Origin of the sequence: Paenarthrobacter sp. TAF1 (assembly GCF_052113825.1) — a bacterium.
In the GTDB taxonomy this organism is placed as follows: Bacteria; Actinomycetota; Actinomycetes; order Actinomycetales; family Micrococcaceae; genus Arthrobacter; species Arthrobacter nicotinovorans.
The window spans coordinates 210,257-222,485 of record NZ_JBFRDO010000006.1 but is presented as its reverse complement, the minus strand read 5'-3'; the positions used below and the strand labels follow the sequence as shown (position 1 = coordinate 222,485).

10 protein-coding genes and 1 pseudogene are annotated in these 12,229 nt (G+C 63.4%); 7 read left to right on the top strand and 4 right to left on the bottom strand.

The window, feature by feature from the left end; all coding sequences use genetic code 11:
• Positions 1-186: pseudogene (locus AB4Y81_RS11600) on the top strand (DUF222 domain-containing protein); the annotation flags it as partial.
• Positions 187-356: 170 nt separating this feature from the next.
• Here AB4Y81_RS11600 and AB4Y81_RS11595 read toward each other — a convergent pair.
• The 4 genes from AB4Y81_RS11595 to AB4Y81_RS11580 all read right to left on the bottom strand — a co-directional run bounded on the left by AB4Y81_RS11595 (position 357) and on the right by AB4Y81_RS11580 (position 3,907).
• Positions 357-1,610, bottom strand: coding sequence for an RNA polymerase sigma factor (locus AB4Y81_RS11595; RefSeq protein ID WP_441995924.1), 1,254 nt, complete (start codon positions 1,608-1,610; stop codon positions 357-359).
• 37 nt (positions 1,611-1,647) lie between these two features.
• Positions 1,648-2,067 (bottom strand): YciI family protein, encoded by a 420-nt coding sequence (locus tag AB4Y81_RS11590; RefSeq protein ID WP_018779633.1) that lies wholly within the window; start codon positions 2,065-2,067, stop codon positions 1,648-1,650.
• Between the two features lie 177 nt (positions 2,068-2,244).
• Positions 2,245-2,802 (bottom strand): Clp protease N-terminal domain-containing protein, encoded by a 558-nt coding sequence (locus AB4Y81_RS11585; protein ID WP_018779634.1) that lies wholly within the window; start codon positions 2,800-2,802, stop codon positions 2,245-2,247.
• 154 nt (positions 2,803-2,956) lie between these two features.
• Positions 2,957-3,907, bottom strand: a complete 951-nt coding sequence (locus AB4Y81_RS11580) for a 5'-3' exonuclease (protein ID WP_441995930.1) — start codon at positions 3,905-3,907, stop codon at positions 2,957-2,959.
• 167 nt (positions 3,908-4,074) lie between these two features.
• Between AB4Y81_RS11580 and AB4Y81_RS11575 the strand changes: the two genes are divergently transcribed.
• The 6 genes from AB4Y81_RS11575 (at position 4,075) to AB4Y81_RS11550 (ending at position 12,229) form a co-directional block, all read left to right on the top strand.
• On the top strand, positions 4,075-6,009 hold the full coding sequence (locus AB4Y81_RS11575) for an FAD-binding monooxygenase (protein WP_441995923.1): 1,935 nt from the start codon (positions 4,075-4,077) through the stop codon (positions 6,007-6,009).
• Positions 6,010-6,192: 183 nt separating this feature from the next.
• Positions 6,193-7,083: a MurR/RpiR family transcriptional regulator gene (locus AB4Y81_RS11570; RefSeq protein ID WP_441995921.1), complete on the top strand. Its 891-nt coding sequence runs from the start codon at positions 6,193-6,195 to the stop codon at positions 7,081-7,083.
• A gap of 57 nt (positions 7,084-7,140) precedes the next feature.
• Entirely contained in the window at positions 7,141-8,046 is a 906-nt protein-coding gene (locus AB4Y81_RS11565; RefSeq protein WP_441995920.1) for an NAD(P)-dependent oxidoreductase, read from the top strand.
• A gap of 27 nt (positions 8,047-8,073) precedes the next feature.
• Positions 8,074-9,621: an aldehyde dehydrogenase family protein gene (locus tag AB4Y81_RS11560; protein WP_441995918.1), complete on the top strand. Its 1,548-nt coding sequence runs from the start codon at positions 8,074-8,076 to the stop codon at positions 9,619-9,621.
• 11 nt (positions 9,622-9,632) lie between these two features.
• Complete coding sequence (locus AB4Y81_RS11555) at positions 9,633-10,856, top strand: amidohydrolase (RefSeq protein ID WP_441995916.1); 1,224 nt, start codon at positions 9,633-9,635, stop codon at positions 10,854-10,856.
• Positions 10,853-12,229, top strand: a complete 1,377-nt coding sequence (locus tag AB4Y81_RS11550) for a DUF3100 domain-containing protein (protein WP_441995914.1) — start codon at positions 10,853-10,855, stop codon at positions 12,227-12,229. The genes AB4Y81_RS11555 and AB4Y81_RS11550 overlap by 4 nt, the downstream gene beginning before the upstream one ends.

Here is a 12,229-nt window from a genome sequence, read left to right as displayed (position 1 = left end):
TCACAAGGCGGCACCACAGGAACAAACAACGCCACCCTGCTCTGCTCCCACCACCACCACCTCATCCACAAAGAACACTGGCGCATCACCATCCAAAACGGCGTCCCCTGGTTCATCCCCCCACCCCACATCGACCCCCACCAAACACCACGACGCAACCACCACCACACACCACCCAAAACATAAGCACGGGCGGGAAAACCAGCATGCGGCCCATCACACGACGTGACTATGCCGTGCATTAGACCTGGCTGGGACGTGCCTGCCTCTAGACCCGGCTGGAATTTCATTCTCCTGAGAATCCGGGACTGCGTCGGCCGGCAACACGGAATGATTCATCAATCCCGTGACTTCGGTCAGCTCTTACCGAGTTGCGCGATCTTTCGCTCCAGGGCAGTCCGTTCGGCTGCGTTCGTGCAGCGGTCGAGGGCCAGTTTCAGTGATTCTTTAGCGTCTGCGTAGCACCCAAGCCGTGCCAGCAACTCTCCCTTCACTGTTGGCAGAAGGTGAGATCCTTCCAACTCGCCCCTGGCTGCGAGCGAATCCACGAGCTTCAGGCCGGCAGCCGGCCCTGCGGCCATGGCCACGGCCACCGCGCGATTGAGTTCAACGACAGGCGACCCGGTGAGCCGCCCCAGCGCTTCATACAGGACGACAATGCGTCGCCAATCTGTCTCGTCCGCAGTGCGGGCGATGGCATGGCATTCGGCGATCGATGCCTGCAACCCGTACGTACCAAGACGCCGTCCAGTGCTCACCGCAGTCGCGAGTGCCGCCCTGCCGCGTCGTATCGCTGACTGGTCCCAGCGCCGTCGATCCTGGTCGGCAAGGAGTACCGGGTTCCCGGCCGCGTCGATCCTCGCCGGGAATCGGGCGGCCGTTAGTTCCATCAGCGCGAGTAGCCCGAATACTTCGGGTTCAGGCGCCAGCCGGACAAGCACCCGGGCCAGCCGCTGTGCTTCGCCAGCGAGTTCCGTCCGCATCCACGAGTCCCCCGCAGAAGCGAAGGACCCCTCAGTGAAGATGAGGTAGATGACGTGAAGCACGGATCCAAGCCGTTCGGGGATCTCGTCGCGCTCCGGCACGGCAAACGGTATATGGGCGGCCGCGAGGGTCTTCTTGGCGCGGGTGATGCGGGCCTGGACGGTAGGTAGCGGAACCAGGAACGCCTTGGCGATTTCATCGGACCCCATGCCACCAACCACCCTCAGTGTCAGGGCGATTCGCGCTTCCTTCGAGAGGACCGGGTGGCAGGAGATGAACATCAAGGCCAGGACGTCGTCATCTATCGCATCCGTGGTGAACAGCGCGTCCGCTCCTGCCGCCTCTTCAGTCAGCTCGCGGGCCAACAGCGCGTACTTTTCGTCCTGAGCGGAACGTCGGCGGAAGGTGTCAATGGCCCGGCGTCGTCCGGCAGTCAGCAGCCAGCCCGCAGGTTCCAACGGAATACCCTTGACGGACCACGACACGATCGCTTCTGCGAGGGCTTCCTGGGCAAGGTCCTCGGCCAGCGGGAAATCGCCCGTATAGCGGGCAAGGGCGCCGACGATGCGGGCAGATTCGCTCCGCCACACTGCCTCGACGGCGGCCCTTGCCTCGTTGCTGCTCACGCGCGATGCCGCTTCCAGGGAAAAACCGGTCGGAGTTTCAGAGTTGGCCGGTCTGCTCGCGCCATGCACGTTCCTTTTGAATCCATTCGTTGTCCTGGGGGAACTCGTCGATGCTGGTTACGCGCCGGATTTCGGTTTTGGTGCCTGCTGTCATGGGCGCCCTCTTGGCCCATTCGACGGCTTCCTGTTTGGATGCGACATCAAGGATGTAGAAGCCACCGAAGAGCTCCTTTGTTTCACCGTAAGGACCATCAGTGACTACGGGCGTTTCGCCGGTGAAATCAACCACTACGGTCTCCTTCGGATCCTCCAGACCTTCGGCGGCCAGCAATACTCCCGCCCGGATCAGTTCGTCATTGAATTTACCCATGGCTTCGAGGATGTCGTTGAAGTCGATGTTCTCGAACTTGGCGTAGGAATCGTCGTCTGCCCGCATGATCAACATGTACTTTGCCATTTGGCTCAATCTCCTATGTTGTGGAAGGTCGCCCTTCGACCTTCTCACCCATAGGTCGAACGGTGCGAGGTCAAATCGACAAGGGTTCTAAAAAAACTTCCAGCGGCACGAAAAAAGGATCCCCCGGATAACTCCAGGGGACCCTTTTAGTGCCACAAAAGGGCTTGTCACGGCGTACTAGCGCCCGCCACCTCCGATAACGCCTGCCTCAACGGCCTTGGTTACGGCGTCGGCTTCTGCCTGCGTCAGCTTTCCGTCCGTCACGGCCTTGTCGAGCCGGGTTTTCAGTGCGGCAGCACGCTGGGCCTGCCCCTCAGAACGGATCTCTTCCAACGCCGTGGTGACCTTGGCTTCGTCAACGCCGAGCGCCGAAGCGAGGGACTTCGCCAATGCGGCATCGCGGGCCGAGGGATCCGGCTTAGTGCCCTCTGTTCCCTCGGCAGGCGGGGTGGTGGGCTTGTTCGCTTCGCGGAAGGCCTTCAGCGCGTCGGAGACTTTAGTCTCGTCCACACCCAGCTTGGTTGCCAGTTCGGACGCAATCTTGCCGCCGTCCCGTCCGTGTCCATGCCCGCCGGGCCTTCCACCCTGGTCCGATGGAGTGGTCGCATCAGCGGAAGATGTAGCACTCGGCGTCGGCGTGGTCGCTGCTGTGGCGATGCTGGTCACACCCAATCCGGCACCCAACGCAAGCGCTCCGGCTGCGACCCCCAGGGTTATTCTCTTGGTTTTCGACATATGCCTCTCCTCAATCCCTTGCTACGGGTGTTGTCTGAGGGACGGTCCAATGTGCCGTCCTCTTAACACGATGAGGGGCCAACCCCAGACCATCCTGTCCTGTACCTATGACGAAGCTGTGAATGCATGTTCGTTCGGTTATCGGGCGGTAACGTCAGTGGACCCGGTCCAGCGCATCGAGGAGTCTTTTGACGGAGCCACCCAGGTTCCAGTCGTTGGCCAGCTGCTCCAGCTCCGAGCGGGCAGCGCCCGCTACAGGTGAAAGTTCCGCGCCCGCTTCCTCCAAGGACGGCAGCTGCAGGTCGCGGACAACATTGACGACGGCGGGCGCAACCTTGAGGTAGTCCGCGGCACCTGACAGTTTGGCGCGGACGGAAGCCGACAAACCGCCGTCGGGATCCTCTGCCGCCTCCAGCAGCCCCTTCAGGGTGCCGTGCTCGCCGAGCAAACCAGCTGCGGTCTTTTCGCCGATGCCGGCCACTCCGGGAAGCCCGTCGGAAGCGTCGCCGCGGAGGGTGGCAAAGTCTGCGTACTGCTGCGGCAGAACCTTGTATTTGCCGACAACTACTACCTCGGTGACCAATTCCAGGTTCTTCATCCCGCGGGCTGTGTAGATTACCCGTACACCGCGCTGGTCATCGACGAGTTGGAAGAGGTCGCGATCGCCGGTCACGACGTCAGTGGGGAACGCTGACTGGCTGGCGTAGGTACCCACCACGTCATCAGCCTCATGCTCATCGGCGCCCACCACGGCTATCCCGGCGAGCTCCAGTACTTTGCGGATCATAGGGATCTGCGCTTCGAGCGGATCCGGGACGACCTCGACGTCGGGACCGTTCGGAACGATTTCCGCGACACGGTGGGACTTGTAGCTGGGAATCAGGTCAACACGCCATTGCGGACGCCAGTCGTTGTCCCAACAGGCCACCACGTGTGTGGCCTCGTAGTCCGTAACGAGGCGGGCGATCATGTCCATCAGGCCGCGCACGGCGTTGACCGGAGTTCCGTCCGAACGCCGGATGGAATCAGGCACACCGTAAAACGCGCGGAAGTACAGGGAGGCTGTGTCCAGGAGCATCAGTCGAGGCATACCTGATCCTGACATGCCCCGGGCAAAAACCACAGGAACCCGTCTCCTTCCAGCGCTGTCCGTCAGATGACTTGAAGAGCACTGTGACCCGCATTACGATATAACGAGCGATAATAGAACAGCATGTTCCATTATCGAACACCAAGTCATTCCACCAGCCCACAAAGAAGTGAGGAAAGCCCGTGCAGTTCCACCACCACGGTTATGTATCAGGTGACCCGCGGGTCGAGCCGGCCGCCGGCGTCGGAATCAACCGGCCGTCGGCACTTCCGGATGAAGTCGATGTCCTCATCGTGGGCACCGGTCCCGCCGGGATGTTGACGGCGGCCCAGTTGGCCCAGTTCCCCGGAGTCACTACGCGCATCATCGAACGCCGCCCCGGCAGGCTCGCCATTGGCCAGGCCGACGGCATCCAGGCCCGGAGTGTTGAGACCTTCCAGGCCTTCGGGTTCGCAGAGCGGATCACAGCCGAGGCATACCGCATCACCGAGATGGCCTTTTGGAAGCCGGACCCGGCCGATCACTCGCGCATCGTCAGGGCAGCCAGGGCGGTGGATGATCCCGCCGGGATCAGCGAGTTCCCGCACTTGATCGTCAACCAGGCCCGTGTCCTGGACTATTTTGCGGAGTTCATGGCGAACTCCCCCACGCGCATGGTCCCTGACTTTGGCTACGAGTTCCGCAGCCTGAAGGTCACCGGCGACGGGGACTACCCGGTTGAGGTGACCCTCGGCCACACCGCCGGTGCCGAGGAGGGCCAGGAGCGGGTTATCCGCGCCAAGTACGTAGTTGGTGCCGACGGCGCCCGCAGCAAGGTCCGCGAATCGATTGGCTGCCATCTGGCCGGTGATCAAGCGAACCATGCCTGGGGCGTCATGGACGTCTTGGCGGTCACCGATTTTCCGGACATTCGGACGAAATGCGCTATCCAGTCCGGCAACGGCGGCAGTATCCTGCTGATTCCCCGTGAGGGCGGGCACCTGTTCCGCATGTACGTGGACCTCGGCGAGGTCGCAGCGGATGACCACGGGGCGGTGCGGAAGACCACCATCGAACAGATCATCCAGAAGGCCAACGACATCCTCCACCCGTACACCTTGGATGTCCGCAACGTCGCGTGGCACAGCGTTTACGAGGTCGGCCACCGCCTGACAGACAGGTTCGACGACGTCCTGCCGGAGGAGCGCGGAACGCGTACCCCACGGGTGTTCATAACCGGCGACGCCTGTCACACCCACAGCGCCAAGGCCGGCCAGGGAATGAACGTCTCCATGCAGGACGGCTTCAACATCGGCTGGAAGCTCGGTCACGTCCTTGAAGGCCGCAGCCCCGAAAGCCTGCTGGACACGTATTCCGCGGAGCGCCAGGTGGTCGCGAAGAACCTTATCGACTTCGACAAGCAATGGTCCACCCTCATGGCTAAGAAGCCCGAAGAGTTTGAAGACCCCACGGAGCTGGAGAACTTCTACACCAGCACCGCCGAATTCCCTGCAGGTTTCATGACCCAATACGCGCCCTCCCTGGTCGTATCGGAGCCGCGGCACCAGGAACTCGCAACCGGCTTCCCGGTAGGCAAACGCTTTAAGTCCGCCCCTGTCCAGCGGGTCTGCGATACCAACCCCATGCAGCTGGGCCACCACGCAAAGGCGGACGGCCGCTGGCGGATCTACGTCTTTGCCGATGCCGCCCAAGCAGGCGCCGAAGGCCCGGTTGCCGACTTTGCCGAGTGGATCGCGAACGCGCCGGACTCGCCGCTGGCTGCGACGCCGTCGAACCTTGACCGGGACGCTTGGTTCGATGTCAAAGTGATCTACCAGCAGGACCACACCAACGTGGATATCAACGCGGTCCCCGCGGCATTCAAGCCGACCGTGGGACCGTTCAAACTGACTTACCTCGAAAAAGTGTTCGGCACCGATCCCGCCAACGACATCTTTGAGCTGCGTGGCCTCAGCCGTGACGGCGTCGTGGTCGTCGTCCGCCCGGACCAGTACGTCGCCAACCTCCTGCCGTTGACGGCGACGGCGGAACTCGCGGCGTTCTTCGCTCCGCTCCTTTCTGCGCGGCGCCCCGGGATTGCGAAGGCGGATGCAGGGCTGGTGAGCAACCCGGCCTAGGGTGACGATAAGTGCCAGGGACCCCCGCAGGGTCCCTGGCACTTGTCGTTTAACGCCCGCCCATGCCCTCGGGTGGAACTTTTACATGCCTGTAACGCAAACCACTAGCTGCAAACGAAATTGCAGAGTATGTTAATTGCAATCGAGATTGCCAAGTGATCTGCGTTACAAGGAGTTTGAGTAGTGACAAGCAAGCCAGACGAGTCGGGTACCAGCACTGCGGCGCGGGAGCCTGTGGACCACGCCTGGCTGGGAGACGCGCTTCCCGACGTCGCATTATCCAAGTCCCAGGCACGGGTGGTGGAGGTCATTGCACGCAATCCGCAGTTGTCCTCCTACGCTGACATCGCCGAAATTGCGCAGCGCTCAGACGTCAACAACTCCACAGTTGTACGCACCGCCCAGCGTCTGGGCTACCGGGGCTGGCCTGACCTCCAACGCGAACTTCGCTCCCGGTACCTGGTGATGATCTCCACCGAGGACACCCTCCTCGAGCACGGTGAACACCATAGCCCCCTCCACGACGCACTGAACCACGACATCGAAAACCTGCGGCTCACCCTCGACTCGAACACTTCCGAGGACGTGGAAGCCGCCATCGCCGCCCTGGCCTCGGCAAAGTCCATCACCACCATCGGCATCGGCTCTTTCGCCGGACCGGCAAGTGTCATGGCGCACCTCGGTTCCACCATGGGGTACCCCATCACCTTGGAAAACCGTGGCGGCGTGCACCTCGCTTCCGCAGCCAACAGCCTCGGCCCCGGCGACGTGCTGGTGGTGGTCAATATGTGGCGGTCGGTCCAGCAGATCATCGTCACTGCCGAAGCCGCCAAACAGTCCGGAGCCACCGTCGTCGCCATCAGCGATAGGCGCCGCGGGCGCTTGGCCGCCGCGGCTGACCACCTGCTGATCGTTGCCTCCGAGGGGATCTCCTTCTTTCAGTCCGTGACGGCGGCCAATTCCATGGTCTACGGCCTTTTGGCCGGCATGGAAGCGGCGCACCCCGAACGGAGTCGATCAGCCATCCGGCGCACCCAGCAACTCTGGAAAGACCTGGACATCTACCTGGACTGACCCGCCCTGCGGCCACCACATTCTTCTTCCCCCCACAATCCCCACCTAGGAGCATTCATGAGCAACACCCGCCGCATCGCCGTCGTCGGCCTCGGATCCATGGGAGGTGCGATGGCGTCCACGCTGCACCGCGCAGGCTGGGACGTCACGGGCTTCGACCCCTCGGACGTTGCCCGGAACGCGGCTGCCGCAACCGGAATTTCCACCACGGCAGAACTCCGGGATCTAGCCGGCATCCCATATGCTGTGCTGTCCCTGCCCTCGGCCCACGTTGTCGAGGCAACAGTGCCGGTGCTCCTCTCGGGACCCGGGACCATCGCAATCATTGACACCACTACCTCCGAGCCGGGCACGAGTACGTCCATGGCAGCGCTGGCGGAATCCCACGGCGCATGCTTTGTGGACGCGCCGGTCTCCGGTGGACGCGAAGGCGCAGCCACCGGGACTCTGAGCGCGTTCGTTGGAGCAACGGACACGGCTGCCGCGGCTGCACAGCCCGTCCTCGAAGCCCTCACCGGCGGAAAGTATGCCCGCATCGGCGGGCCTGGGAGCGGAAACGTCGTGAAGCTGTTGAACAACGTCCTGGCCGCCGCCAATCTGGTGTCAGTGGGCGAGGCGCTCGGCGTTGCAAAGGCCTACGGAATCGATCCCGCAGTGGCCGCCGCGAGCATAAGCAATGCCTCCGGGGGCAGCAAGGTCTCCTCCGCGATGTACCCGAACTGGATCCTGTCCGGCACCCACGACTCCGGCTTCTCCCTCGGCCTGATGGCACGGGACGCATCCCTGGCCGTCGACATCGCCCGGCAGGTCGGCGAACAGCCGGAACTCCTGGCTGCCGCGGCCGATCAGTGGCGGGCCGCCCTGGCATCTCTCGGCCCGGCCGCCGACTTCACCGAAATCGCCAGGACCGTAGCTCCCGCTGTTACCCCCGCCGGCGCCCCCGGCACCACGCACATCGCATAGCGCCCCCAGCAACAGAAGGACATTACCTTGAGCATCAGCACAGCCCCCGCGGCTTCCTCCACCGCAACAGCCCGGACCGTCCTGGACTCCGCCTTCCCTTCAGGGCTTGGCGCGTTCGTCGACGGCGAAGTGGTCGCCGGCTCCGGCGCTTCCGTCACCCTGACGTCAGCGGCCACGGGCGAAGCCTTTGCCACCTATGCCGACCCTGGCACCGAGGGCGCCGATGCCATCCTGCAGAGCTCCGTCCGGGGCGCAGCGGCGTGGGGATCGCTGAACGGCTTCGAACGCGCCGCCATCCTTCGCAACGTCAGCAGGATGGTCGAAGCACACACCGAAGAACTGGCGATCCTCGAATCGGCCACCACGGGAAAGCCCATCCGCGACGCCCGCGTTGAAGCGTCCAAGGTAGCTGAAATGTTCGGCTACTACGCAGGCTGGGCCGACAAACTCACCGGCCAGACCATACCCGTGCCCGGCCCGTGGCACACCTACACGGAGCGGGTTCCATGGGGCGTCGTCGTCGCCATCACGCCATGGAACGCCCCGCTGTTCACGGCCGGTTGGAACTCAGCCGCGCCGCTGGCGGCGGGCAACGCCGTCATCATCAAGCCCAGCGAATTCACCCCGGCTACAACGGTGCGGCTCGCACAGCTGGCCCACGAAGCCGGCCTTCCCGACGGCGCGTTCAACGTAGCCGTGGGACTCGGGCAGACCGTCGGAGCCACTCTCACGTCCGATCGCCGGGTCGGCAAAGTCAGCTTCATCGGTTCGGTTCCCACGGGCCGCCGGGTTGCCGTAGCCGCCGCGGAAGCCGGAATTCCAGCCCTGTTGGAGCTTGGCGGCAAGAGTGCCAATATCGTCTTCGCCGACGCCGACCTCGAGCGCGCCGCCGACGGCGCCATCTCCGCCATCTTCTCCGGCGCCGGGCAATCCTGCGTCGCAGGGTCGCGCCTACTGGTCGAACGCAGCGTTCACGCCCGGTTTATTGACATGGTGGCCGAACGTGCTGCCCGGCTTCGGGTCGGGGATCCACTGGACGCCGCCACCGAGGTGGGGCCGATTATCACCGCGCCCCAGTTCGCGACCGTCACTTCGCTGATTGAACAGGGAATGAACGACGGCGGCCGCAGGCTCACGGGCGGAACGTTGCCTGAGTCCTTGGCCGGGTCGTCTCTGGCTGGCGGCCACTGGGTCATGCCGACGCTGTTGGATGGCGTGACACCGGCAAACCGCCTGGAGACCACTGAAGTCTTCGGACCAGTAGTCGGTGCCGACGCCTTTGACACGGAAGCCGAAGCAATCGCCCGTGCCAACAACACCAACTTCGGACTGGCCGGCGCTGTGTGGACCTCGGACGTTTCCCGGGCCCACCACATCGCCCGTGAGGTGAAGGCAGGGACGTTCTGGATCAACTCGTACAAGACCATCCACGTTGCCGTTCCCTTTGGCGGTTTCGGCGATTCCGGCCACGGCCGATCCTCCGGGCCCGGCGTATTGGACGAGTACACGCAGACCAAGGCGGTTTGGGTTCCCACCCGTGCAGCCGGATCCCCCTTCCCGTCCCTGTCCTACTAGCAGGAAGAATCATGGAAATCACCACTACGGCCTTATCACTTCCGCTGCGTCAAGCCTTGGCGGACGGCGTCAATGCCTGGAAACCCCGGGTTCAGGCACTCTCGCAGGAGCTGCACGCCAACCCCGAGATCTCCTTCCAAGAAGTCCAGGCCGCAGAGTCAATAACCTCCTTACTCGCCGAAGGCGGCTTTGACGTCACCCAAGGAACGGCCGGGCTTCCAACAGCCTTCACCGCCACCGCGGGAACCGGTGAACTCACTGTTGCCCTGTGCGTGGAATACGATGCCCTGCCCTCAGTGGGTCACGCTTGTGGACACAACCTCATCGCGGGAGCATCGATAGCTGCGGCACTGGCCCTGCTCCCCCATGTGGACGAACTCGGCATCACGTTGAAGGCGATCGGCACGCCGGCCGAGGAACACGGAGGCGGCAAAGTGCTGATGCTGGAGCGGGGCGCCTTCGACGGCGTCGGCCTTTCTTTGATGGTCCACCCGGTCCAGGACGGCGTCACGTACAACCCCGCCGGGACAACGGCTCAAGCAGTGGGCCGTTACGAAGCCGTGTTCACCGGAAAGGCTGCCCACGCTGCTGCCGCCCCGCATCTGGGCGTCAACGCCGGGGACGCAGCCGTGCTCAGCCAGGTGGCGATCGGCTTGCTCCGCCAGCAAATTCCGGGAGACCACCGTATTGCCTGTTACGTGGCGGAAGCCGGACACGTCACCAACATCATTCCGGACCATGCCGTGGTTCCGTTCGAATGCAGGGCCTTCACGCTCGCGGAGTACGAGGCACTGCTCGAACGGGTCAAGCGCTGCTTCGAAGGCGCCGCACTTGCGACCGGGACCACCCTGGAGATCACGGCGGCGGAACCGCTCTATGAGCCGCTGATCCAGGACGGCGAACTTGCCGCACACTGGACCGAAGCCATGGACGCATTCGGCAAGGACACTTCCCCGGCGGCAGGAATGGGCGGCGGCTCCACGGACATGGGCAACATCTCCCAAGTCATTCCCTCCTTGCACCCGTGGCTGAGCATTCCAGGAGCCAACGTCCCCATCCACTCGCACGGCTTTGCAGCTCTTGCGAACACACCCGAGGCATACGCCGTGATGTTCGAGGCAGCCACCGCGCTGGCTTGGACTGTGGCGGGCGCCGCAACCAATCCCCAGCAGAGAGAACGCTTCGTCAATGCGGCCTACCGCAGTGAAGCCCCGATCCAGGAAGCAACATCATGAGCACCAGCACCGAAACCGCGCGGACGGACAAAGCCGGAACACGGCTTACGCTTCCCATTGCCGCGCTGGCGTTTGTCATCGCCCTTGCGGTCCAGTTCATTGGCCAGGCCAAGATTGATCTTGGCATTGGCGCGATCATCATCTTCCCCATGGTGTGGGGACTTATCCTCGGCCTGTTGGTCTCCATCCAGAAGTTCAAGCCGCTCGGCCTCGACCTCCAGCGCGTCGCGGCGGCCCTGGTCGGCGTCGCGGTTCTGCTCCTGGTGGCCAGGCTCGCCTTCAACATCGGGCCGAGTCTGCCGAGCCTCATCAAGGCCGGCCCCGCACTGCTGCTGCAGGAAGTAGGCCACTTGTTGGGAACCATCGTGTTGGCGCTGCCCCTGGCCGTGCTGCTTCGCATGGGTAAGGCAACCGTGGGCGCAACGTTCTCCCTTGACCGCGAGCCCTCCTTCGCCATGGTCTCGGAGAAGTACGGCCCGGATTCCGATCAGTACCGCGGCGTCCTGGCCATGTACGTCTTCGGCACCCTGTTCGGTGCCATCTTCATCACCTTGCTGACCTCGCTGGTGGCCAACTGGAAGATCTTCGATCCCCTGGCCCTGGCCATGGGTGCGGGCGTTGGTTCCGGCTCCATGATGGCGGCCTCGGCGGCGAGCATCATCGCAGCCTACCCGGGCGACCAGGAAGCCATCCTGGGCATGGCCGCCGTCTCCAACCTCATCACCACCATCCTGGGAGTCTACGTTGGCATCTACATTGCCTTGCCCGTGGCCGACCGCTTCTACAAACTGCTCACGCGCAACAAGGAACCGCAGAAGGTTGCCGCCGGCACGGCTGTGGCTCCCCAAACCCGCACCGCAGCTGACGTCGAGCAGGACGAGGTCCAAGCAGAAGAGAACCGCCGCTTCCGCGAAGAAGTCGCTAAGTCCTCGGCTGCCATCAAGTTGCCGTTGTGGCTTTCGCTGTCCGTCCTGACAGTGCTGGGCATTGGTACCGCATCGGTGGCCGCCAAGGGCCTGAGCCTGTCAATCATTGCCGGCTACGGCATCATGCTCGCCCTGGTGCTCGTCAGCTTGTTCCTGGCAAAGGTCACCAGGAAAATCTCTGCCATTGTCTTCATCACCACCATCGGCGCCTACATTTCCAGCCCGTGGTTCTTCGGTGCCGGCGTCTTGAATGAGGCTGTGAAGACCGTGGACTTCCTGTCCATCGCCACAGTGATGCTGACGTTGGCCGGGCTCTCCCTCGGTAAGGACATTCCCCTCCTGCGCAACATCGGCTGGAAGATCATCCCCGTGGGCCTGGTCGCCATCACTGCGTCGTTCATCCTCTCCACAGTCATCGCCGAGTTCGCCTTGGGACTCTGGCACTGA